We start from the raw sequence: 21827 nt of genomic DNA on the forward strand, positions 1-21827 counted from the left end.
TGTCCTTGTGAGACCAGCACGTCGACCTGACGCAGCTTACTCACGATCTCCTCAGGCTTGGGTCGTTGGGCCATCGGTTCCGTCCTCTGTCGGCTCAAAAGCCATACTTCAGGGCGGACCACTTCAAAGGGGGACGATCAACACGACCCAGGTCAGTGAACTGCCAGTGGCTCATGCTTAAGCGTTCTGAGCAGCGTCATCGCCCTGTGTAGACAAGGGCGGCCTCAGTCACTCTCAGACGAGCGAATGAGGCCTCGTATCGCTCGCGCGGGAAGGGAGCGTTAGGCAGGGTTCACCGAAGCGTGATGCATCGTATAACTCCGATTCCGGTTTTATCGCGGGCAACAGGAGTTCCGTCCCATGCCCCACATTCAATCGGCTACACGTCTTTGCATCGCTGCTGCCCTATCGCTCGCGGGCGTCTTGGCGGCAGAGGCTGCGACGGTCTCTGACGAGGACAAGGCCTTCGTCGCCAAAGTCTCGCAGGGCGGGATGTATGAGGTTGAACTGGGCAAGCTCGCTGAGAGCAAGGGTGCCAGACAGGACATCAAGGATCAGGGCAACACCGAAGCGCACGATCACGGCCTCGTAGGCGAAAAGCTGAAGTCGATCGCCACGGGCGCGGGTCTGTCTTTCCCTGAGACGCTCAACCCCGAGTTCCAGGGTCGGCTCGACCGGATGAAGGGCCTGTCGGGTGCGGCGTTCGACTCCGCATACGTCAAGGACATGAAGGCGATCCACGACGCGGACGGCGCCGCCTTTGCGAAGGAGGCCAAGGGCGGGACCAATCCGGACCTCAAGGCCTTTGCCGCCGAGACCCATCGCATCGTTCAACGCCATCTCGGCGAACTTGGCGCGAAGACGAACTGAAAGCGTTTGAGATAGCGGACGTGTGCCGGTCGGGTGGCCATATCATAACGGCTCGGCTGGCCTCGCCCTAATCCGCTCGAAGAGGGGCGAGCCGTCAAGATGGCCATTAAATATCTTTGCTGAATAGACGTTCTTGCCTTTCAGCTGTGTTCTTGATTTGATTCGACCATTTATATTGGCGCAAAAGATCGGATAAGAACGAAAATATGAATATAGTCGACCGGTCTAGAAGCATAGCTCCATGACACGCTCTTGAATAATTGTTTTTCTCAAGATCATATGCTGAGCCCAGGTATACAAACTATTTTTCATGTGAATTGTAATAAGCCGCCTGAGTTTTTTCATATATATCCGCATTCCGGCACCCTTATCAATCCAATGGCGGTAGATACAGCAAGGCTTCGTATTGTTCGACGGTGGGTTTTTCAAACATAACCTAATACAATTAATAGCAGAGGCAGGGTGACAGCTAAACTTAACGGCCCACATGGCCCATCACCTGCGAAAATTGATACACTTACAGCAACAACTCTGCCGGATAGAGCGGTAATGTCAGTACCTCCGCGGAGATCTAGTTTAAACACAGCCACTGCGTACCTCGCGATAAATGGGTCGATCAAAAACGTTGCGGATGCCGGAGGAGCAAAGTCCCCCAGGGATAATGCCATCTTCATGCTCAGGCGAGGCAGTGGTTCCGGGCAGCTTAGTCTGCCCGCCGCATCTACGCGCCGCGACACTGCACGCCATCACGTGCAATTAGCCTTCGCCATCTGCCGCCCGGGTCTCTGCACGATGTCGCGGAAGTGCTCGCTGAGCATATAATTGAAATTCGATTTATTAACTCATCGTTAACGATTTATCTAAAGTTAATAAATCGTCGCGCCATCGCGATGTCGGTTGAGTGCCAATTGCATTCACGTCGCTCCTTTCCTGAGTAATGCCCAGCATAGGCTGCGGTACAGGAAACTGCTGAGGAGCACCGTAGGAGGGAGAAATGGGGGCGATTGTCTTAGCCGGGTCATCGGTTGGGTTTCAGCCAAAGGACCGACGTGGCTCTGCGCTCCAGATCCTGCTTGTGCTCGGCTGGGGTGGCCTGTTCGCCTACTGCGCAGCCTATCTCTCCGAGGATCTGCCGTTTCAAACTTCAACGATCCAAGCCATCGGCGAACCGCTTATCGATCAAATGGCGGACCTCTCTCGGCCTATTATCTTGGTTGCCGCACCCGAGCCTGTCACGCCTGCCGCGGCCCCGTCTAGCGTGCCACCGTCCGCCCCGTCGGCCATCGTAGCGCAACCCATAGTACCCCCAGCTACGCCCCGGCCAGCTTCAGCCAGCCTGGACTACGTTGGGACCTGGGGGCCTACTACGGACGCCTGCAGTGCTCCCTCGCGCCGCAAGGGGTTCGTCCCGGCGACGATCACGCCTGAGCGTGCCCAGGCTGGCGACACCATCTGCAGCTTCCGCGGTGCCCATCGGGCCGGCAATGCTTGGTCAATGGCGGCTGATTGTGGTGACCGCGATCACCGTTGGTCTTCCCAGGTCCGCCTGTCCGTCAATGGCGACCGCCTGACCTGGACGAGTGCCATGGGCACCTCGACCTACGTTCGTTGCGGCCGCCGAGCAGGGTGAGGCGTGCTGCACCTGCGTTGCAACACCTGATCCTTGCCGCGAAAGGACGCGCCGGCCGCGCGTGAACGGGGGAACACGGCGACCGGCGCGCTCGCTTGCAGGAGCCAGTGAAGGCTCAACCGCTGCGATAGGTAGCGATATGGGGATCGCCGGAGGAAACGGCAGATCCCCGCCTGGCTTCAGGCCTCGGCGGCTTCCTTGGCCTTCCGAGGCCGCCCAACACGCTTGGGCTTATCGGTGACAGTCTCTGTTGGCTCAAGGGCCTTTGGAGCAGCCTTCTTACGCTGCTGGCCAAGGGCCGAGGCTTGCGCGCGAGTGCCGAGCGCTGCTCGGAGTAGCTGGCGGCCGTAGAGGGGTAGTCCCGCGGCAGCCCGTAGCGTTCGCGGTACTGCTCGATCGTCATGCCGGCGCCGCGGAGGTGGCGCCTCAGAGTCTTGTACGGCTTGCCGTCGACGAAACTGATGCGCGCGTCGGGCGTGATCGACTTCCGGATCTGGGATGAGGTCAGCTTCTCGGCCGTCGGAGCCTCGGGTGCGCTGCCCTGGTCGAGCCCTGTCAGCGCAGCGTGCGTGTTGGCGATCAGCGTCGCGATCTCGCTCGGCTGCAAGTGGTTGTTCGAGACGTAGGCGGAGACGAGGCCCGCCGTTAGTTCGATGTAGTCGGTCGCCCCACGCTCGATCGGTTCCAGATTTTCTTCCACGGTGTGCGCCTATGCTTAGAGAAGTCGCACAATGTGCTGGCGAATGTCGGAAATCAATGCGATAATGATATTAGATAGTTGTTTATGTAAATTTTTCGCGGAAATCGGCGCGCAGCGTCAACTTCGCGGCCTTTTCCCAAGTCATCAACGAAGACTTAATCTCGACCTTGAGGCAAGACCGCAAGAGACTAGGTTCCATGACGAGCGCATCTCCCGTCCATAGCCCGGCGGCTCGCGAAATGGCGGAGTATCTGCGCTGCAAGCCGGACGTGTGCCGGGCGATCACAGGTCGAGCAATCAAGTCCGGGTTGGAACACGACCGGAAGGTCGGGATGGCGGAAGGCCGGAAGTTCAGCTGCTGATCAAGGCGCAACTGCACGCGACCAAGGGGGCCTGGCAATAAAAAGGCCCGCGCCAGCGAACCGGGCGGGCTGAAGGTGGTGATCCCGAACTCGGGAGGAGTCGAAAATCGCGGGGACCATACTGCAAATACCAGTAGAGGAAAGCCCTCCACGATGCTGGATCGGGCGGCCTTTCGGCCTCGGACAAAGGTGTCACCGCGGAGTCCGAGGCTGATATCAGCATTGCATGTGGCGGGCCATCAAAGAGGCGTTGTCGGCCGTTCCTGATCGAGCTATCGCCGGGATCCTCGCCGCTGCACCCAGGTCATTGACGGCCTCCGCATGCGATGGCGCCGCATCCGAACGTTGGTGAGCATGTCGGACGGTGTAGCAAGACCGGCCACTGGACCGACGGGCGCAGCCGAAGCAGGAAGTGATAGGACGGCCAAGCCGACCGCAGCGAGTGCCGCGAGTGCTAGGGGGCGCATAGCATTTCTCCGTGCCTTGGCGCCGGAAGAGCGCACCAGGCTGACGGGAAGCGTCGCGGTACAACTTTGGTTCAACTATCCTCAGCCCGCCTTCTCCACCTGTACCTTCATAACCATACACGATGTCGCGGAGGAGAACGCTACGGAGCCGGATCGACACGGCCGGCGCCAGTAGTCAAATGGAGTATTGACGCCTGGCAAAAATAGCGGAAACTTCCGGTTGTGAGAAGCCCCGGAGCAGTTGTTGCCGGAATTCGCCATCTCAGAAAACTGCGATGGACGCTGCACGGTCATCGCGCCCGGCCTCATCGTGGATGATCTGAGCCGTGAAATGGCTGAGGCATTCGTGGCCGCTTGCCTCAGAGTTCAGGGGAAGGCGTCACGTAGAGCAATAGGTGCCAGACACGCATCTTCGCGGGCGAGAGGCTTAGCACCGCGACATTGAACGGAATGCCGAACGGGTATGATCTTACCGCCGTGAGTAGAGCGTAACACGCTTGGAGGTGGTGTTCCGGAGCACGCCACGGATTAGCGCGTGGTGATTAACTATCGCTCGCACCGACTGCGCCGACGTGACCAAGGGATGCGTAGGTGCTGGAGGGTCTCCACCATGATGTCTCTCGCCACCATCCGAGTCGCAGCCCCGGTCTTCCTCATCGCCTCGTGGGCCGCTCCGTCTTTCGCACAGCCTGCCGCCAATGGCGGTCCCAAGCTCCTCATTCACGGCAACTACTGCGGCCCGGGCAATAACGCCCCGCTGCCGCCTATCGACGCTCTGGACGCAGCCTGCGCCCGCCACGACGCCTGCACGCCCGATGTCGGTCTGCCCTCGAAGGCTTGTAATCTCCGGCTGGAACGCGAAGCAGAAGCGGTCGCCCACGATCCGCGGCAACGGGATGATGTGCGCTCTCTGGCAGGCTTCGTAGCTTCCTTTGCGGCGTCAAATGCGTCGAGTACGGCTCCGACAGTGCTCCCGGCAAAGCTGGTCCGATGAGAGCCAGAGTCTCACGTACTCCCGGCCGCCGCCATGGTCCGCTCCTCCCGCGGCGCCAAATTCTTGGGTGAGCTGCCGATGGGCAGCGGGCGACCTCAATCGATCCGGCCATTCTCGAATCCGCGAGAGTCTTAGGACGGTTGGAGCTATGCGGTGACGGTCGGCGGCCCGGCGATTTGAAAAACATCTTTGAAGTCGATGGCGTGCCTGTCTCAATTCACCAACACCGAGACGGCTTCAACCTCCACCTGACCCGCAGGCTCCGGCAGCGTGACGCAGGTGGGATCGTTGGGTCTCTGACCACTGTTCTTGGAGACGAAGGAAATAGACGAGAGGTAATTGTGAGGTTCCAGACAAACTTAGCGGTTATCGCTCTTGTCGCCGGGTTAGTAGCACCCGCTCCGGCTTGGGCTTGGACTTCACCAGGCTGCACCAATCTCCCCGAATACGAGCGGGCCCTCGGCGCTCTCCAGGGCATGACGAGCGCTTGCGATATGAGCGTCGAAAAGGCGAATAGGATCGTGGCCGCTCAAGGATACAGACCTGGAGGCATATTCGGGGCGCTTCTGAGCAATCCGCCCCGTCCGGTAGCCGAAGCGGTTCCGATCTCGGGCTACCCTCAGAGCCGCCCCCCTCGGCTTTACCACCGCCGCGCTCACCACGGCTTCGCTCATCGCCGCGAAGCCGTCGCTCGCTGACGGCGCCCACTCAGGTAGCCCGCCCACATACACGCCCTCGCCGAGGCCATAGAGACCGAGTAGGACGCATGGCGTGACGTGGCGGACCGATTAGGCATGCGCTCCAGGCGGATCTGGTGATAAGCGGCACGCCAGCGCGCCCGTGCTACAGCGCTGTCTCTCCCGCCAACGTGCTTGAGGCGTTCGCGACACCGCAAGGCATGCGGCGGGCAAGCAGGTGGTGACAGGCGCTCTCCAGGCCAGTTCCCTGCGTCCCGCCCGTGAAGCCTCGGCCGGGCAGTCGCGTGAGGGTCGGTGCGGCGGGGGAAACTGGACGCCGCGAGCGCCGGCCCATGGCCAAGCTCAACGGCTGGAAACCTCTGCTGCGTCTACGAGGCGCTCACGAGCTTGAGTCTGGGCGGGATTTCCGGAACGCACGGCTGTCCCGCACAATGGGTCTGATTGCGACCGCCGGCCTTGGCTTCGTAGAGCGCGGCATCGGCGAGACGATACAGGTCCGCAAGCGCGGACACCTCAGTGCCGCCCGACACCATCGCTGCGAGCCCGATGCTGACTGTGACTGCACCAGCCCCGATGCCAGGGGATCCGATCGCCAGGGTCGCTACCTCAGCGTGGACCTTCTCCGCGATGCGAAGCGCGCCTGCCTGATCCGTATCCGGAAGAAGGATGGCAAATTCCTCGCCCCCGACCCGGCAGACGAGGTCGTCAGGTCGGTGCACACCGGCCGAGAGGCGGCGCGCTAGGCCCTGCAGCACCTCGTCTCCGACCTGATGGCCATAGCGGTCGTTGAAGCGCTTGAAGTGGTCGGCATCGACGATGAGCAGCGATAGCGGCTGGCCGTTGCGTCGGGCGCCTTCCCAGGCCCGCGCGCCGGTATCCTCGAAGGCTCGGCGGTTCGGGAGATGCGTCAGGGCGTCGGTCAGCGACAGCCTTTCAAGCTCACCCTGCATTGCTTCCCGACGGCGCAACTCGCGCCCGAACAGAAGCGAAAGGGCAATCGTGAGGCTGCACAGCACCAGCACGATTCCGCCGATGACGAGTGCCTTCACGCGCCACTCCGCCTCGATCTCGTCGGTCGAGAGAGCGACGTTGAGGATCAGCGGCAAGTCGCCGATCTGGGTGAACGTGTAGTGCCGCTCCATCCCGTCGCGGACCGAGGTCTCGATGAAGCTACCACTGTGCTCACGCACGAAATTCTTGAAAATTGCGGCGCTGGCGATATTCGCCCCGAGATCAGCCTCGACATACGGCTGGCGCATGACCCGCGTGCCATCGCGCAGGTACAAATTGATCGCGTCGTTGCGGCCCAGATTGATCCGCTCGAACAGATGCGTGAAGTACGACAGCTTCACGCTGCCCAGCACCACGCCGCCGAAGGTTCCATCGGGCTTGTTGATGCGTCGGGTGAACGGCAGCATCCGCTCGCCGGTCAGGCGTGAGACGATCGGGCGTCCAACGTAAAGACCGAGCCCCGCACGTGCCTTGTGGACCTGAAAGTACTCACGGTCCGCAGCGTTGCCCTTGCGCGGCGGTACGGCATCGATGTCGGCAATGGTGTCACCATGCTCGTCAATGACAAGCATCACGCCCATGTCACGGGCCGTCGCCGCGCGATCGAACAGGATGAGTTGGCGCATCTGCGGGTTGGCCTCTGCAACCCCGGGCGCTCTCAAATTATCGGCGGCCGCTTGGATCGAAAGGTCATACATCTCAATGTTGCGACCGATGTCGCGCTCCATGACCTGCAGGAGGTTTTTGGAGGTCTGCTCAGCTTTGTCCCAAGCGTCCTGCCGCAGATCCAGCAGCATCAGCCCGGATGCCGCGAGCATGCCGACCGGAGCTAGTACGCCAAGTGCGATCCAGGTGCGGGCGGAGCAGAACGGACGCGCTAATCGCTGCAGCGCAGGCATCGGGCACCTCGCGATTGTATCCACTAGGTGCTTCAGTCGCATGCCAAGTCTTAATTGGTTCTTTCATGCTCATGAAAACCGCGATCGACGCCGGGAACCTGCATGCCCTGATCGAGGCGGTTCAGGTCGAGCGTGATGCCTGGCGGGAGGAGGCGGGCGGTAAGCGCTACCGGCCAGTGCTCACCACGACCGGGAGCCCGGCCGGTACCTGGTCGCACTTCCCGCAGTGAAAGCGCTGAGCGACGACCAGAACCTCTTCCGCCCCTTTGGCCTGAAGCTGATCCCACGTCCGCCACGTCATGGTTCGGCATGACGTGCATCTCGGGATGCGCAGCCCGCGGTATCCCTCATTCGTCCAGTCGTTCACCGTCCGCATGCGGCCGAGACCACCATCGCAAACCATCTTGTGCCGGATCGCACACGGAGAAGTGCAAACGAAGGTCTGCAAGAGGGGTGCCTGATCCTTCCCCTGGCCCCGCGCTCCCGCACTCGCCACCTTCCATGCGTGCCAAGCCAGCATTTACGCTCGGCGGTACAACCAGGGGCTTCCCCAATGTCTCGTTATCGAGAGTGTAATTCCAAGCTTGTCAGCGCCGCCCTGATCAGTCTCGCCTTCGCGGCTGCGTCGGGGACTGCCACCGCGGCACAAGGCAGCCGGTCAGCGGTAACCTCGTCTCAGCAGGATCTCGATCTCCTCCAAACCGCCCGCGCGATCGTTCGCGTCAATGTCGTCGGTCGCGAGTGCCCGATGTTTTATGCCGTCGATCGCGCGAGGGTGCAGGACATCGAGCAGGCCCTGTTCAACAAAGGGCTGGATCGGTTCGGGAAGCAGAAGCTACGGCAGGCCATCAACGCGGCGGAGGGCGAGTTTTCGACGGAGTTTGAGACTGATGGCGCCGGGAACTGGTGCCCGGCGCAGCGTAGTCATTTCGATAGCCTCGGCGTTCGTGACTTGGTTGGCGCCCCACGAGAGTAACCCGACCTCGGCACCTGTTTTGGTCCCAGGATGGTTTGCAGGCGCCGGCTTACGGCCCCAGCTTATCGCCGACACTGAACGGCAAAGACCCACCCCGGGGGCAGGGGCGGGCGACGCTCACGAAGCCGCACTGAGGCCCTGTTTTGGGAGCCGTAGCGCTGCTCTGTGGACGTTCGAACCCCAAGGCCCGGTCGCGCATCGATGCTGCGGCTTGGTGCTTAACAGCGTGTCAACGGGGACTGTCGGCAACGGTACACTTACACCCCGCCGTCTGAGTTGTCCTCTGAGATCGAAGCTGGCTCAGCTGTAACGTCGGGAGCGTCTTGAGACCCGTCCGAGAAGCCTACAGGATGGTCGACGGGGGGGAATAGGTCCGCCAATCCGGTGGCTACACCGTGCAGTACCGGATCATGTGAGGAGCCGAGGGTAGGCGTGTACGGGTCAACGGTTCGCATGCTGAACGCGGGTCTGAACCTGATGGGAAAGTGAGCAGCACTCGAACCGCTCTTGATCTGGGTTAATAACCCGTCACGTGGATGGTTCACACAATTTTCGCGCCTGGGTTGTAGGCGCTGCGATGGTTGGCTGTCCTACAGCACCGCTATGCGACCCGTGCTGATGCAACACGCGGCTTTGCCAGGGTTCGCTACCGTGCGGGCGGGACATCTCAGGCGTAGGGGCCACCGAACAGGTCGCCGAGCGTCATCAGCTGGAGAAACGTGCGCCAGCGGCGGTGCTGATGCTCTGGCTGGTGTACTCGGTGCGCCTCCAGACAATAAACGGGGACATTCAAATTTTAGCCCCAGATTAAGGTCGTTGCTTTTTAATCAATCCCACCAGGGAAGTACACGATAGAGCGGGCCCATGAAGCGCGGATGCCAAGGTTGCCGAGACGGCGAACCCCTGCCGTTCACCTTCACGATGGCGTTCCATCCTATCGTGGATGTCAGCCGGGGCACGATCTGGGGCTACGAGGCTCTCGCCAGAGGTTTGGAAGGGCAGGGTGCCGGCCAGATCCTCGGGATGGTCGATGAGAGCAATCGCTACAAGTTCGATCAAGCTTGTCGCGTGAAGGCGATTGAGCTCGCCGGATCCCTGTTCCCGGACAAGGAAACCCGGCTCTCGATCAACTTCATGCCTAACGCCGTCTACGAACCTGCCGCCTGCATCCGCGCGACGCTCGACGCCGCACACCGCGTCGGCTTCGCGCACCGGCAAATCATGTTCGAGTTCACCGAGAACGAGCGCATGACGGACGTGGCCCACGTCCAGCGGATCATCGCAGAGTACCGCAAGCAGGGCTTCGCGACCGCTCTCGACGACTTCGGGGCGGGCTATGCGGGCCTCAACCTACTTGCGAGCTTTCAGCCCGACTTCATCAAGCTCGACATGGAGCTGATCCGTGGAATCGCGACCTCACCGGCGCGTCAGACCATCGTCGCCGGCGTGATCATGATGGCAAGGCAGCTTGATGTTGCAGTGATCGCCGAGGGCATCGAAACGGAAGCTGAGCTGATCGCGTTGCGTGCAGCTGGGATCCAACTGTTCCAAGGCTACCTTTTTGCCAGGCCGGCAGTCGCCAGCCTGCCGGCGGTCCGCTTCCCCGCCTCCGTCGCGTCTCCGGCAGAAACCCTGGCTCATTCAGATGCCGCCTGAGGAGCCTGAGCACAGCATCCTCGATATGCCCCCTACGCTCGCCATCCTGAACTCATGCCAGGGTAGCATGGCTAGATCTACGACTGCAGGAGGAGCCAGCGTCTTGCGCAGTAGAGCGTAACCATCCGTGCCTGCAGGCGGCTTGTATACGATTCACCGCCCCATGCATTTATCGAAAGCCATGCGCTCCTGTCCGATGTCAGCATGCTTTTCGTAGGCGTAGTCTCGCGCTTTGCTACGGCAAAACGGCTCGTTGGCGTTCGCCGGTTTGCTGGCCGCCGCTGCGCGCCGCGCGCCATGACGGTGCTGAGCTAAGCATGGAGAGCCCGAGACGAAGGCTATCACGAGCGTCAGTGCCATCCTCGTGGCTGATCGAGACAGGTACATGAGAGCCTCACTGAATGGCCATCACATAACTGAACGACGTTGCTAATCTGTGGCTCAGCCAATCACCCGCCGCACCCGGTTTACCTCCCCGGCCGGAATCGGCTCGGCTGTGATCACGTTCTCAAGCTCAGCGACTTGGCGCAGCGCGCTCTGAGTCAGCTGGCCGCCGTGCTCGCTCATCGCCGGGAAAAGCATGCCCTGGTGCGCCTTACGGACCAGACAGCTGCGAGCGCACTTCGACCCAAAATAGCGACGTTCCGAGTGGGAAGACTCTGAGAGTCATCCCACTCAACAGAGGCTCAGCGATTGCCCGGCGTTCCGCTGGTGCCGCCCGGCTTTGATCCAGACCCGGCATCGTTGGCTCCGGTGCTGTTCGTCGTGCCGGAGCGGCTCATGCCGCCGGTTGAGGGACCGCTGCCGGCCGCGCCGGGGGATGAGCCCGAGCCCGCGTCGTTCGCCCCGGTGCTGTTCGCGGTCCCCGAACGGCTCGTCGGCGCAGAGTTATCCTCGGCGGCGAGCGCTGCAGAGCCGGCCAGCAGTAAGCCGGTAACGGCGAGCATCATGACCTTCATCACGTATCTCCCTGTGCCCGGGCGATCGGATTTTAGACGCTGCCGCCCGGTTCTACCGAAACGCCAGCTCAGCGCGGCTGTTCCTGCGCAACGCTTCGCCCAGGATCTTCAGCGGCCGGTTTGCCCCGGCTGAAGGCCGTGAAGGCCGGGAGCGAACCTACGGTTTGGGTTTCTGCGTTGCCGGTGCCGATTGGTCGGTCTGCGGCTCGATCTGCCCCGTGGCCGGCTTCGTGGGTGTGTTGTTCTGGGCCTGCTTGTCGTCGCAGGCTGCAAGACCGAGGACGAGCAGGGCCAAGATAGTCGAGATCCTGAGGTTCATCGTATCATCCTCCGCCCGCATCGCGAGGCGGGCGAAGAACGCCGGGCGGTTGTGTGCTGTTCCTGTCTGCTGTGACCGGCGGTGTCGGGCGAACGTCGAACCGGAGAACTTTCGTGCGGCGCCAGAGGTCGCACAGAAGCTTCGTTAGATCGAAAAAGCAGATCTCCGATCGGATGGCACGCCGGCGACGCCGCCGAGATGATGGGCCATCAGGACATTGAGCAGCTTCGAGCGCGGATGGGAGGGCTGGCGCGCGTCATGCCCAGCTCCTAGGGACTCCAGCTTCGCCAGACCGCTGCCGAAGCGTGGAGATGGTCATGGTGATCACGCCCACGGCGCCGGGGCGCCCTTCAGCATCGCGTCGTAATCGGACGAGATCTGATGCAGGGTCGCTGTCGCCCAGTACGCCACGGCACGCGGGTCCAGCTCCTCCGGCTCGTCCAGGGTCGCCGCGTACTGCCGGGCGGCTTCAGCAGCTTCTTCAGGCGTGGGCTGGGAGGTCACGATGGCTCGATCTGCCTCCCAGGCCGCGAGCCGCTTGCTGCGTTCGCGCACGTTCATCGTGGGGCTCCTCCACGGCTTCGGCCGTTGTCCCGAAGAACTCGAACGCCGCCTTCACGATCGGCACCATGTAATCGAACAGCGGCAACCCGTTCGGTAGGTAGCGCAAGTCTGCCGTTGGCTTCTCGTCGCTCCTGTAGTGGCGAGAGTCGTCTAGGATGGCGAGACGCCGGCCCGGCGGGTGATCTCACGATCCGTCAGCGGGGCGTTGTCGGATTTCCCGATATCGAGCAGGGCAAGCACGTCGGAGCGCTTGTCGGCATTGGTCCGGCGGATAGGGGGGCGCGGAATACTACCCCCTTGGCCGCGTCCAGATTGGACTGGGAGAGCCTCAACCATGTCTTGCGTGTTGGTCGTCGGCGCGATCGGCTCCGTGCAAAAGGTACCCACCAAGTGGGTACCTTTTGGCGTGGCTTTGCACGTCGGCATCACAGGGGGGGGTAACGGTTCGTTACCCCTTGGGCTGGGAACTCAGCCGATGTCCAACCGGAGCTCGTTGAAGGATGGGCAGACTGCGCCTCCCCTTGCTGTCCAGATTGGACAGTGTCGGTATGGCTCACATCTGAGCCATCGGTGGCGCCCGCTTTCTGGCCGCGGATCCGCTGGCCCATCCGCTCAATGTCGGCGCGCAGTGTCGCCACAACCGCCTGGTGCTCGGCGTCGCTCTGGCGCATGTCGCCATTCGCCCAGAAATTCAGCCAAGCCCCGCGGGTGCGCATGTTGTTGAGCGAGCGCGCCGGGGCTGTGTTCAGGATCACTTCCACGAGGTGCCGGCGAGCTTCCGAGAAGGCGGGCGGGTCGCAATAGCGGTCGAGGGTATAGCGCGCGCCGGTCAACCGATCCGTGCATCGAAATTCGGCCCAAGCTGCCGCCACGGTCTCTGGCATCGGCCAAGCGCACGTCACGGCCTCTTGCACGGTGGCAGGCATATCAGCGCGCGAGTCGAGGCTGCCCCACCCGTCGAAGCGATAGATCGTGCTCCAGGTCTCGCCGGGCCCAAGGAGCGGTTCACACGCCGCGCGCAAGGCCGCTTCCATCGGCGTGCCGGCAGATACCGCATCCGCTGATCCGTAGCGGGCAATCACGGCGTCGGCCTTGATGATGCGCGCCCGCTCGCGCTCTGCCATCTCAACCTTGAATTCCGGCTGGTTGAATAACTCGTCGAAGATGCTGCGCGGCGGGGTAGGCTGCGAGGTATCCAACTTGGACGTGGCCTGATCGACCGTCATCCCGGCTTTGCACGCGGGCATCTTCATCCGGGCGGCGGCCGAGGCCTTCTCGCCCAGGTTGGTGGTGCTGTCGTGCAGCGCGCGCACGTTGGCGAAGGTTTTGAGATCAACGGTCACAGGATGGCTCCCCGACCTCGAACTCGGTGATCTCATTGTCGATTGCGACGCCGGTTGAGCATTTTTGCACGCGGATGGGGATCAGCATCTCGCAGGTCTGGACCCAGCAGACCGGAGGGCGTCGCCCATTCCAACAAGACGAAATTCGCCAATCTTTTCCGCATAGGGGCAAACCATGAACCTGTCGGAATGGGAGGTGTTGCGACACATCTCCCCAGTACCTTCTAAGCGGCAGGTCGTTGGTTCGAGCCCAACCGGGGTCGCCAGTCGTATGTGGGCCTTTTGAGCCCCGGCAGAATGGCGTCGACTGCGCGCCCTCGATGTTTCCCGTGAAACACGCATCTGCGCACCCTTCGGGCCCGCTTGCGCATCCAGGGCGGCGCACGTTGCGATCCTGTCTTGGAATCCCGCACGGTTGTTGAGCCGAGTCGAAGCGGGACCCTGCGATGTCGGTCGTCCCCGCGTCCGCTCCGTCATCCCCCACCGTTCCGCCGCCGGAACTCCGCCGGGGTGATGCCGACGTGGCGCACGAAGGCCCGGCGCAGGGTGTCGGCATTGGCGAAGCCAGTCCGGGCGGCGACCTGCTTGGGCGGGAGGCCCTCCGTTTCCAGACAACGACGCGCCGCCGCGACCCGGGCGGCCTCGACCCAGTCGGCTGGGGTCATGCCGACTTCGCTCCGGAACAGACGTGCGAAGTGGCGCGGGCTGAGGCCGGCCCGCTCGGCCAGCCGGGCGACGCTGTGGTCTTCTGCGGGGGCGGCCGCGATCCAGCGCTGGACCTCCTGGAGCACGGCCCGGCCGGAGGGTTCGGCCGCGCCGCTGCGGCTGAACTGCATCTGGCCACCGGAGCGCTTGAAGAACATCACGAGCTGCGCGGCGACGCACTTGGCCACCGCCCGGCCGAGATCCTCTTCGACCAAGGCCACGGCGAGGTCGAGGCCCGCGGTCACCCCGGCGGCGGTGCAGACCGGACCGTCGCGGATCTGGATCGCGTCGGGCTCGACCCGGATCGCGGGGTAGCGCCGGGCCAGGGCGCCGGCCGCCGCCCAATGCGTGGTGATCCGGCGCCCGTCGAGCAGCCCGGCTTCCGCGAGTGCGAAGGCCCCCGTGCAGACCGACCCAAAGCGCCGGGCCGTCGGCGCCGTGCGCCGCAGCCAGTCGAGCAGGGCGACGGCCGGACGCCGATGTGGCGCGTCCGGAGATCCCGCCACGAGCAGCGTATCGAGGGCTCCGGCATCGGCCTCGAAGATGGTCAGATCCGCGAGCAGCCGCGCCCCCGACGAGGTCCGGATCGCGCCGGTCTCGGTGGACACGATCTCGGTCCGGTAGACGCCGCGCCCAGCCTGGACGTTCGCCTCCGCGAACACGTCCAGCGGGCCGGAGACGTCGAGCATCTGCACGCCCGGCCCGGCGACGATCGCCACCCTCCGCTCCATTGCACGCTCCACGGCGTCCGTCGGCGGCGCGATTTGGCCGTTCGAGACGTGTCACGTCAACTTCGGACACGGGCGGGAGGCTTAGAATTTCCGGGTCAGCAAGGAGAGAACCCCATGGCTCGTCCAATCGGCGACATCGCCATCCCCGACAGCGCGCTCGCCCGGGCGGTGACCGAACTCGTCCGGGATACGGAATCGCCGCTGCTGTTCCACCATTCGAGCCGGGTCTATTATTTCGGCGCCTTGGCCGCGAAGCAGCGTGGCCTCCCCTATGATCCGGAGCTGCTCTATGTCGGCGCCATGTTCCACGACATGGGGCTGACCCCGCAGCACAGCAGCGCCACCGAACGCTTCGAGGTCGACGGCGCCAACGCGGCCCGGGAGTTTTTGCGCACCCACGGCATCGCCCAGGCCGATATCGACACGGTGTGGGCCGCGATCGCACTGCACACCACCCCGGGCATCCCGCAGCACATGCATCCCGTCATCGCCCTGGTCACCGCCGGGGTCGAGATGGACGTGCTCGGGCTCACCTACGCGAACTACAGCGACGCCGAGCGCGAGGCGGTCGTGCGGGCGCATCCGCGGCCGCCACAGTTCAAGGAGGACATCATCCAGGCGTTCTACGAGGGGATCCGGCACAAGCCGGACACGACCTTCGGCAACGTCAAGGCCGATGTCATCGCCGACAAGGAGCCGCATTTCCACGCCGGAAATTTTTGCCGTGTGATCCGCCACTCGCCCTGGCGCGGGTGAGGTCACAAGCCGGCCGGCAGGCCGACACCTGGCGCAACGTTGCGGCATCGGCGGCCTTCTCGGCCAAGCTCGACGCGAAGGCGTGACGCCGTCCCTGACGGCGGCTGCCCGCTGGCCTGTCGACCAGGCGCGGGCAGACTTGGTCCCCGACTCCAGTCCGGGCGGCTGGCATCGGCTTCACCGATACCGATCCCGACGTCACCGGCTATTCGGCTCGGATCCAGCCGGCCGACCCGGGCCTGCTCGAGCCTGGCCGCCACGACACCGCGACCGGCCTGTACACCTATGCGGCGCCCAGCTAGGGCTTCGCCAGCCAGGCCCACTTCTCCCGCCGGTTCAAGGAGCGCTACGGCATGCCGCCCGGCGCGTATCGGCACGCGGCCGGACCGGGCGACCCGAGCGGACCGGGGCAGCGTTGATCCGTCACGGGTCCGTCGGCACCCGTGCTAACGGCCGCCAGCTCATCCCGTAATCCGGTCGCGCCTCCGCGCGGGAGACGGCCGGACCTTGCGCGTCGAGCCGGGTGAGGGCGCCGATGCCTGCGAGCATCCCGAGCGCAGTCGCCATCGCGGCCAGGAGGACCGTGGCTTGTCCCGCGTGCGGCCCCGCGCGGGTGATCGTGATACCGCCCAGGGTGAACACGGCGGCGAGGCTGGCCGCCACGGCGAGGGAGTCGGGCATCACGCACCTCCTCCGCGGGCAATGCGCGGCGCGCGCTACGGTTCGAGCCGGGTACGCAGGCCGGCCTCACGCAGCCCGAACGGTCGCGAGGAAGCGCCCGACCTCGGCCGCGAGGTGCTCGGACTGGCGTGACAGTTCGGAGGCCGCCCCCAGGACCTGGCTCGCCGCCGCCCCGGTCTCCTCCGCGGCATCCGCCACGCCCGAGATGTTGCTCGTGACCTCGCCGGTTCCCGCCGCGGCCTGGCTGACGTTGCGGACGATCTCCTGGGTCGCCGCGCCCTGCTGCTCCACCGCCACCGCGATCGAGGTCGTGACTTCGCTGATCTCCTGGATGCGGTTCGTGATCGAGCCGATCGCCGAAACCGCGTGGCCCGTGGAGGCTTGGATCCGGGCGATCTGGCCCGAGATCTCGCCGGTGGCCTTGGCGGTCTGCTCGGCCAGGGCCTTCACCTCGGAGGCGACCACCGCGAAGCCCCGGCCGGCCTCGCCGGCCCGCGCCGCCTCGATGGTGGCGTTCAGGGCCAGCAGGTTGGTCTGGCCGGCGATCGACGCGATCAGCCCGACCACGTCGCCGATCCGCGACACGGACAGGCTCAGCTCCTGCACCAGCCCGGCCGTCTGATCCGCCTCGCTCACGCCCTGCCGCGCCATCTCGGCCGAGCCGTCGACCTGTCGGCCGATCTCCTGGACCGACGAGCCCAGCTCCTCGGCCGCGCTCGCCACGGTGTTGACGTTGCTGGCGGCTTCTTCCGCGGCCGCCGCCACCGTGACCGACTGGCTGGCGGTCTGGCTGGCGGTGGCGGTCATGGTCTGGGCGGTCGCTTGCAGCTCGGTGGCCGAAGACGACACCATGCCGATAATGCCGCCGACCGCGGCCTCGAAGCCGTCGGCCATCTGGCGCATGCCGGCCTTGCGCTGCTCCTCGGCCGAAGCGCGCGCGAGCGCCGTATCCGTCTCCAGCTGACGCGTCCGGATGAGGTTTTCGCGCGAGGATTCGACTGCCGCGGCGATGGCACCGATCTCGTTGGTGCGATCGGTGTGGGGCACGGGAGTCTCGAGATCGCCGGTCGCCAGCGCGCCCATGCGCCGGATCAACCGCTCGATCGGCCGCGTCACCCCGGCGAAGACGTAGACCGCGCCGGCGAGACCGCCGGCCAGGGCGACACTGCAGAGTAGGCCGGTCAGCCAGAGCGCCTCGTTGTAGGCAGATGCGGCGGTGACTTGGGCGCGATCAGCCCCGCTCACGTTCAGGGCCGTATCGCGGTCGAGCGCGTCGAGGGCCAGCTCGAATTTCTTGCGTGAGAGCTGGAAGATCTCGTTGACGGCCGCTTGGTCCTTGTCCTGCGCGGCGGTCATGAGCTTGCTGCGGAGGGCCAGGTAATCCCGCCAGTTCTGCTGGAACTGGTTCCAAAGGGCCCGTTCCTCTGCGCTCGAGATCAGAGGCGCGTACTGGGCTGCGATCGCCTCGGCGTCTTTCAGGCGGCGGCTGGCGATCGTGTCGAGTTCGGCCACGACCTCGAGAGCGGCAACGTATCGAGCATCGACGAGGCGCAGGCGTGTAACCTTGTATTTGAGCTCGCCGAGTGCGCGCACGCTCGGCATCCAATTGCTGGAGATGTCTAGCGCATTGATATTCGCCGTTCTTAGCTGAGATAGGCTCATGATCCCTTGAGCGATAATCCCAATGGTGAGGAGCGCGATGAGCCCCCGCAGGACGTGGACGATCTTAATATTCACAGCGCACCTCTTCGACGAGCGCACCATCACAAATCGTGATGAAAATTTGATGAAATGAATTCTTCATGCAATAAAATTCATGCTCTGCGACTAAGAATTGCAGCGATGAATGTCAATATAAACTGGTAATCGGCTGGTGAATTTGATAGCAACAGCTTTGAATGAGACCTGAAAATCCCCGACCGGCCGCGCGTTCAGTGTTGCCGAAAGGCTGTGTTCAGCACATCCAAGACGCTCTTCAAGGCCGCGACCCGCGCCGCTTCGTCCGAGCCGATATGCGGATCGCGCTGCACGCATGGGTCGGCATAGGTGAACGGCGTGTCGTTCGGTCCCGCGACGAGCACGCCGTTCGCCTCTTCGCGGATCGCGCAAGCGCGCACGGTCTGGGCGCCCTTGGCGACCGTCGGCTGCGGCGGCCCGGCGGGGTTGTCGAAGACATGCTGCGCGCCCGGGTAGACCGTGAGGCTGACATCGGCCCCGGCCGCCTTCAAGCGCTCGGTATAGGCGGCACAGGACGCGGCCGGATTGTAGTCGTCGCCGCCGCCGCCGAACATCCGGATCGGCCGGGCGACCACGGCGGTGTCGTCGCGGAAGCGGATCGCGCAATCGGGATAGACCGGGAGGTAGAGGGCCGGGGTGATCCCCGAGCGGTTCCAGGCCGCGTCGAAGCGGCTGAGGCCGGCATAGAGGGCGGCCTGACCGCCGCGCGAGAATCCCATCACGGCGACCCGCGCCGGATCGACCCGCGGGTGCTTGGCCAGCACGCCCAGCGCTCGGTAGATGTCGAGGATCAGGTTGGTGCGCGCCAGCAGGCTCTGATCGGTGTTGACGCTGGTCAAGCCACGGCCAGTGAACCCGTCGAGGGCGAAGGTCGAGAGGCCCCGGGCGGCGAGCGCCCGCTGCCAGAACTCGATGTTGCCGCCCAGGCCCCCCGAGCCGTGCATCAGGATCACGGTCGGCAGGCGCTCGGTGCCGACCTTGGCGATTCGCAGGATTCCAGTGACGGTGACGGGCTGTGCGCCCTCCGATGTGCCGGTCAGGAACTGCCGGTCGGTGAGCGTCAGGCTCTCGAACGGATGAATCTCGACGCGGGCGGCGTAGCTGCCGAGATCGGCGATGCCGTCCGTGGCGGGTTCGGCTGCAGCCGCGGTCAGGCCCGAGGCCAGGATGCCGGCTGCGAGACACAAGACCCGTCGGCGCATCGCAGCCTCCCCGCGTTCGACCGCATGGTAGCAGGGGGCCGGGGGATCTGTCGCGGGTGGGGACGGCAGCGCTTTCGTCGCCTGGCGGTGAGGGCGCATGCGGGCCGGCAGGCCGACACCCCGCGGACCGGCAAAAAACCCGGGTGCCAGGGGCAACCGGGGTTCTTTGTTAGACCTGAGCGGCCAGCCTGATCGGGCCGGGATGCCGAGGTGAAGATTTCGCTTGGACAGGGCATGCAGGCTCTGGCGAGCCCGCCCGTCCGAAAAGAACGCTCCCGGCCCGGAGGACGGGAGCGCCTTTGGGTCTTAGTACGAGCCGAACTTGTAGTTCAGGCCGGCGCGGACGACGGCGAATTCGTCGTCGCGGCGGCCGATCGCGCTGTAGGCGACCGGGACGAGGTTGGCGGCGTTGACCACCAGGGCGCCCTGGTTGCGGTTGCCGCGCTCCAGGTTGACGTACAGGCCTTCGACCTTGAACGTCACCGCCGAGGAGCGGAAGAAGTTCAGGAACGAGTCGACCGGCAGCGCGTACTCGATGCCGCCGCCGACGGCGTAGCCGGTGCGGAAGTTGTCGTTGCCGGCATAGCCGCCGAACGAGCGGTCAGCGCTGCCCGAGCCGTAGGCGAAGCCGCCGGTGCCGTACACCAGGGTGCGGTCGAAGGCGTAGCCGAGGCGGCCGCGCACGGTACCGAAGTAGTCGAGGCTCGACAGGCCGCGCGGGTCGGTGACGGTGAAGCCCGGGGCGACGGCGCCGTTGATGAAGGCGTTGTTCCGGTTGCGGCCGAAGTCGAGGTACTGGGCGTCGGCCTCGATGCCGATGACCACGCCCGAGCCCGGGGTGAACTGGTAGTTGTAGCCGACCTGGGCGCCGCCGGAGAAGCCGTCCTGGTTGCGGTCGCGGAAGGTGGCGGTGGTGCCGGCGACGGTGGCGTAGGGGGCGGGGATGCCGAAGACCGTGCTGGTGGCGCGGCTGCTGGCGTCGAAGGCGTAGCCGGCATTGATACCGAAATAGGCACCGGTCCAGGTGAACACCGGGACGGGGGTGAAGACGGGCGGCGGGGCGGCGCGGCGCGGCAGGTCGGCGGCCGAGGCGACGCCGGTGAGGAGGGCCGTGGCGGCGCTCGCGAGAAGAAGCTTCTTGATCATCTGGTCCTCAATCTCCCGTTGATCGGGATGTGCCCGGGGACAGGAGGTCAGGACGGCCCGACGCGATAGTGCAACGCTGCAACAGCGCCCGCGAAGGCTCCCGAGCGGCGGCCGAAAAGGTGCGCTGGAACACATCACGGGCGTGCGATGACTGAGCGCCATGCATTATTCGGCCAAAACTGCAGCCCGATAGAAATATGGTTCGGCAATACCGGCGCCTTCGCAATGTTAACCTGCGTGTAACATTCACGGCCCGGCACGAGAGCGCTGTTCCCGGTTTCGCTCTCGCTTGGAGATTGCGTCGTCATGCGGCCCTCTGAGCGGGCCCTGGTAGAATGCGGCGTGGACGATCCGGGCCGCCTCCCTTACCTTCACCCCATGTCTGAGGCCCACTTTCAGTCCGACGCGGGGCTGGTGCGGGCGACCGGCCGGTTGGCGGTCGCCCGTTCCCTCGCGGAGGTCATCTCCATCCTGCGCGACACCGCGCGGGACATTGTCGGCTCGGACGGGATCGCCGTGGTCCTGCGCGAGGGCGAGTCCTGTTTCTACGCCGCCGAGGACGCGATCGAGCCGCTGTGGCGGGGACGGCGCTTTCCGCTCGCCGCCTGCATCTCCGGCTGGGTGATGCTCAACGACGAGACCGCGGTGGTCCCGGACATCGCGTTCGACCACCGGGTGCCGATCGAGGCCTACCGCACCACGTCGATGCGCAGCCTCGTGATGGTGCCGATCGGCTCGCCCGAGCCGACCGCCGCGCTCGGCGCCTATTGGTGCACGTCGGTGATCCCGGACGACGGGACGGTCTGCCGGCTGGAGACGCTGGCGCACCAGGCTGCGGTCGCGCTGATCCGGATCGATACGCCCGCACGGGAAGGCGGCCCCGAGGCGATGTCGCCGCCCGAACGCGCGACCGGGCAGCCGGGATAGGGCTCTGTCCGGGCGCGGCTGCACGCCTGCGTCGCGGCTGGGATCGTTTGCCGGCCTCCGGCCGTTCTCCGCGCGCCCGAAGATCCTGCACGGACGTCCCAAGCTGGTCGATGGTCACGCCGATCAACCCGGCCGTGGCTCCGGACTCGTCCTCGACACCGAATCCGACCGGCCAGCGGACGTGAGGCATCCCAGTGCCGGGGCCTTCACTCACGCCCGCCGGCACCGGCCCGATCGCGGAGCGCCGACAGGAGGCCGCCTTCGAAGAGCAGGGCGGACCCGTAGTGGAACTCAATGTCGAAGCGGCTGCGCGAGTTCATCGCCAGGGACGCGCTCTGCAGGGCGATGAGCCGGCCGGCCTCGTCGAACAGGCCTGAGCCCGATCCGCCGTAACCGTCGTTGCAATCGTGGCGCGCGCGGCGGATCGCATCCTCGCTCGGCGGATCGATCCGCCGGATGGCGCAGCGCTCGAGGCTGCTGGGGCCGCGATAATT

At 64.7% G+C, this 21827-nt stretch carries 19 protein-coding genes and 3 pseudogenes; 8 read left to right on the forward strand and 14 right to left on the reverse strand.

Going from position 1 to position 21827, the window contains the following annotated elements:
* Positions 1–360: 360 nt before the first annotated feature.
* The gene (locus MKL09_RS16710; RefSeq protein WP_244021925.1) at positions 361–870 is read left to right on the forward strand and encodes a DUF4142 domain-containing protein; all 510 of its coding nucleotides are present in this window, start codon (positions 361–363) and stop codon (positions 868–870) included.
* A 1809-nt stretch (positions 871–2679) separates the two neighbouring features.
* On the opposite strand, the pseudogene MKL09_RS16715 reads toward MKL09_RS16710, so the two are convergent.
* Positions 2680–3200: pseudogene (locus tag MKL09_RS16715) on the reverse strand (MucR family transcriptional regulator).
* 82 nt (positions 3201–3282) lie between these two features.
* Positions 3283–3714: a hypothetical protein gene (locus MKL09_RS16720; protein WP_244021926.1), complete on the reverse strand. Its 432-nt coding sequence runs from the start codon at positions 3712–3714 to the stop codon at positions 3283–3285.
* A gap of 928 nt (positions 3715–4642) precedes the next feature.
* On the opposite strand from MKL09_RS16720, the gene MKL09_RS16725 reads away from it, so the two are divergent.
* Positions 4643–5023: a hypothetical protein gene (locus MKL09_RS16725; RefSeq protein WP_244021951.1), complete on the forward strand. Its 381-nt coding sequence runs from the start codon at positions 4643–4645 to the stop codon at positions 5021–5023.
* A 1066-nt stretch (positions 5024–6089) separates the two neighbouring features.
* On the opposite strand, the gene MKL09_RS16730 is transcribed toward MKL09_RS16725, so the two are convergent.
* A complete protein-coding gene (locus tag MKL09_RS16730; RefSeq protein ID WP_244021927.1) occupies positions 6090–7631 on the reverse strand; it encodes a sensor domain-containing diguanylate cyclase in 1542 nt (513 codons plus the stop codon).
* A 65-nt stretch (positions 7632–7696) separates the two neighbouring features.
* On the opposite strand from MKL09_RS16730, the gene MKL09_RS16735 reads away from it, so the two are divergent.
* The 3 genes from MKL09_RS16735 to MKL09_RS16745 all read left to right on the forward strand — a co-directional run bounded on the left by MKL09_RS16735 (position 7697) and on the right by MKL09_RS16745 (position 10263).
* Positions 7697–7861 (forward strand): hypothetical protein, encoded by a 165-nt coding sequence (locus tag MKL09_RS16735; RefSeq protein ID WP_313901189.1) that lies wholly within the window; start codon positions 7697–7699, stop codon positions 7859–7861.
* Positions 7862–8184: 323 nt separating this feature from the next.
* Positions 8185–8607 (forward strand): hypothetical protein, encoded by a 423-nt coding sequence (locus tag MKL09_RS16740; protein ID WP_244021928.1) that lies wholly within the window; start codon positions 8185–8187, stop codon positions 8605–8607.
* Between the two features lie 864 nt (positions 8608–9471).
* Positions 9472–10263, forward strand: coding sequence for an EAL domain-containing protein (locus MKL09_RS16745; protein ID WP_244021929.1), 792 nt, complete (start codon positions 9472–9474; stop codon positions 10261–10263).
* Between the two features lie 441 nt (positions 10264–10704).
* On the opposite strand, the gene MKL09_RS16750 is transcribed toward MKL09_RS16745, so the two are convergent.
* The 6 genes from MKL09_RS16750 to MKL09_RS16775 form a co-directional block, all read right to left on the reverse strand.
* Positions 10705–10845 carry a hypothetical protein gene (locus tag MKL09_RS16750; protein WP_244021931.1) on the reverse strand — a complete coding sequence of 47 codons (141 nt, stop codon included), beginning with the start codon at positions 10843–10845 and terminating at the stop codon, positions 10705–10707.
* 104 nt (positions 10846–10949) lie between these two features.
* Positions 10950–11222 carry a hypothetical protein gene (locus MKL09_RS16755; protein ID WP_244021932.1) on the reverse strand — a complete coding sequence of 91 codons (273 nt, stop codon included), beginning with the start codon at positions 11220–11222 and terminating at the stop codon, positions 10950–10952.
* 157 nt (positions 11223–11379) lie between these two features.
* On the reverse strand, positions 11380–11541 hold the full coding sequence (locus MKL09_RS16760) for a hypothetical protein (RefSeq protein WP_244021933.1): 162 nt from the start codon (positions 11539–11541) through the stop codon (positions 11380–11382).
* Between the two features lie 324 nt (positions 11542–11865).
* On the reverse strand, positions 11866–12102 hold the full coding sequence (locus MKL09_RS16765; protein ID WP_244021934.1) for a hypothetical protein: 237 nt from the start codon (positions 12100–12102) through the stop codon (positions 11866–11868).
* A gap of 428 nt (positions 12103–12530) precedes the next feature.
* On the reverse strand, positions 12531–13448 hold the full coding sequence (locus tag MKL09_RS16770; RefSeq protein WP_244021935.1) for a hypothetical protein: 918 nt from the start codon (positions 13446–13448) through the stop codon (positions 12531–12533).
* Positions 13449–13921: 473 nt separating this feature from the next.
* Positions 13922–14884: a GlxA family transcriptional regulator gene (locus MKL09_RS16775; protein WP_244021937.1), complete on the reverse strand. Its 963-nt coding sequence runs from the start codon at positions 14882–14884 to the stop codon at positions 13922–13924.
* A gap of 114 nt (positions 14885–14998) precedes the next feature.
* Between MKL09_RS16775 and MKL09_RS16780 the strand changes: the two genes are divergently transcribed.
* Positions 14999–15640, forward strand: a complete 642-nt coding sequence (locus tag MKL09_RS16780; RefSeq protein WP_244021938.1) for an HD domain-containing protein — start codon at positions 14999–15001, stop codon at positions 15638–15640.
* A 302-nt stretch (positions 15641–15942) separates the two neighbouring features.
* Positions 15943–16059 (forward strand): annotated as a pseudogene (locus MKL09_RS32225) (AraC family transcriptional regulator); the annotation flags it as partial.
* A 4-nt stretch (positions 16060–16063) separates the two neighbouring features.
* Here MKL09_RS32225 and MKL09_RS16785 read toward each other — a convergent pair.
* The 4 genes from MKL09_RS16785 to MKL09_RS16800 all read right to left on the reverse strand — a co-directional run bounded on the left by MKL09_RS16785 (position 16064) and on the right by MKL09_RS16800 (position 20406).
* Complete coding sequence (locus tag MKL09_RS16785) at positions 16064–16321, reverse strand: hypothetical protein (RefSeq protein ID WP_244021940.1); 258 nt, start codon at positions 16319–16321, stop codon at positions 16064–16066.
* 66 nt (positions 16322–16387) lie between these two features.
* Positions 16388–18085, reverse strand: a complete 1698-nt coding sequence (locus tag MKL09_RS16790) for a methyl-accepting chemotaxis protein (RefSeq protein ID WP_244021942.1) — start codon at positions 18083–18085, stop codon at positions 16388–16390.
* Positions 18086–18252: 167 nt separating this feature from the next.
* A complete protein-coding gene (locus MKL09_RS16795; RefSeq protein ID WP_244021944.1) occupies positions 18253–19260 on the reverse strand; it encodes a dienelactone hydrolase family protein in 1008 nt (335 codons plus the stop codon).
* Positions 19261–19566: 306 nt separating this feature from the next.
* Positions 19567–20406 (reverse strand): outer membrane protein, encoded by an 840-nt coding sequence (locus tag MKL09_RS16800; RefSeq protein WP_244021946.1) that lies wholly within the window; start codon positions 20404–20406, stop codon positions 19567–19569.
* Positions 20407–20784: 378 nt separating this feature from the next.
* Between MKL09_RS16800 and MKL09_RS16805 the strand changes: the two genes are divergently transcribed.
* The gene (locus MKL09_RS16805) at positions 20785–21333 is read left to right on the forward strand and encodes a GAF domain-containing protein (protein ID WP_244021949.1); all 549 of its coding nucleotides are present in this window, start codon (positions 20785–20787) and stop codon (positions 21331–21333) included.
* Between the two features lie 206 nt (positions 21334–21539).
* Here MKL09_RS16805 and MKL09_RS16810 read toward each other — a convergent pair.
* Positions 21540–21827: pseudogene (locus tag MKL09_RS16810) on the reverse strand (serine protease); the annotation flags it as partial.

Source organism: Methylobacterium sp. J-048 (genome assembly GCF_022829515.1).
Classification (GTDB): Bacteria; Pseudomonadota; Alphaproteobacteria; order Rhizobiales; family Beijerinckiaceae; genus Methylobacterium.

Coding starts and splice junctions, on each gene's coding strand:
- MKL09_RS16800 (WP_244021946.1), bottom strand. CDS start 20,406: ATGATCAAGAAGCTTCTTCTCGCGAGCGCCGCCACGGCCCTCCTCACC.
- MKL09_RS16775 (WP_244021937.1), bottom strand. CDS start 14,884: ATGGAGCGGAGGGTGGCGATCGTCGCCGGGCCGGGCGTGCAGATGCTC.
- MKL09_RS16805 (WP_244021949.1), top strand. CDS start 20,785: ATGTCTGAGGCCCACTTTCAGTCCGACGCGGGGCTGGTGCGGGCGACC.
- MKL09_RS16730 (WP_244021927.1), bottom strand. CDS start 7,631: ATGCCTGCGCTGCAGCGATTAGCGCGTCCGTTCTGCTCCGCCCGCACC.
- MKL09_RS16725 (WP_244021951.1), top strand. CDS start 4,643: ATGTCTCTCGCCACCATCCGAGTCGCAGCCCCGGTCTTCCTCATCGCC.
- MKL09_RS16745 (WP_244021929.1), top strand. CDS start 9,472: ATGAAGCGCGGATGCCAAGGTTGCCGAGACGGCGAACCCCTGCCGTTC.
- MKL09_RS16790 (WP_244021942.1), bottom strand. CDS start 18,085: ATGGTGCGCTCGTCGAAGAGGTGCGCTGTGAATATTAAGATCGTCCAC.
- MKL09_RS16740 (WP_244021928.1), top strand. CDS start 8,185: ATGTCTCGTTATCGAGAGTGTAATTCCAAGCTTGTCAGCGCCGCCCTG.
- MKL09_RS16750 (WP_244021931.1), bottom strand. CDS start 10,845: ATGCTTTTCCCGGCGATGAGCGAGCACGGCGGCCAGCTGACTCAGAGC.
- MKL09_RS16735 (WP_313901189.1), top strand. CDS start 7,697: ATGCTCATGAAAACCGCGATCGACGCCGGGAACCTGCATGCCCTGATC.
- MKL09_RS16780 (WP_244021938.1), top strand. CDS start 14,999: ATGGCTCGTCCAATCGGCGACATCGCCATCCCCGACAGCGCGCTCGCC.
- MKL09_RS16785 (WP_244021940.1), bottom strand. CDS start 16,321: ATGCCCGACTCCCTCGCCGTGGCGGCCAGCCTCGCCGCCGTGTTCACC.
- MKL09_RS16765 (WP_244021934.1), bottom strand. CDS start 12,102: ATGAACGTGCGCGAACGCAGCAAGCGGCTCGCGGCCTGGGAGGCAGAT.
- MKL09_RS16795 (WP_244021944.1), bottom strand. CDS start 19,260: ATGCGCCGACGGGTCTTGTGTCTCGCAGCCGGCATCCTGGCCTCGGGC.
- MKL09_RS16710 (WP_244021925.1), top strand. CDS start 361: ATGCCCCACATTCAATCGGCTACACGTCTTTGCATCGCTGCTGCCCTA.
- MKL09_RS16760 (WP_244021933.1), bottom strand. CDS start 11,541: ATGAACCTCAGGATCTCGACTATCTTGGCCCTGCTCGTCCTCGGTCTT.
- MKL09_RS16755 (WP_244021932.1), bottom strand. CDS start 11,222: ATGAAGGTCATGATGCTCGCCGTTACCGGCTTACTGCTGGCCGGCTCT.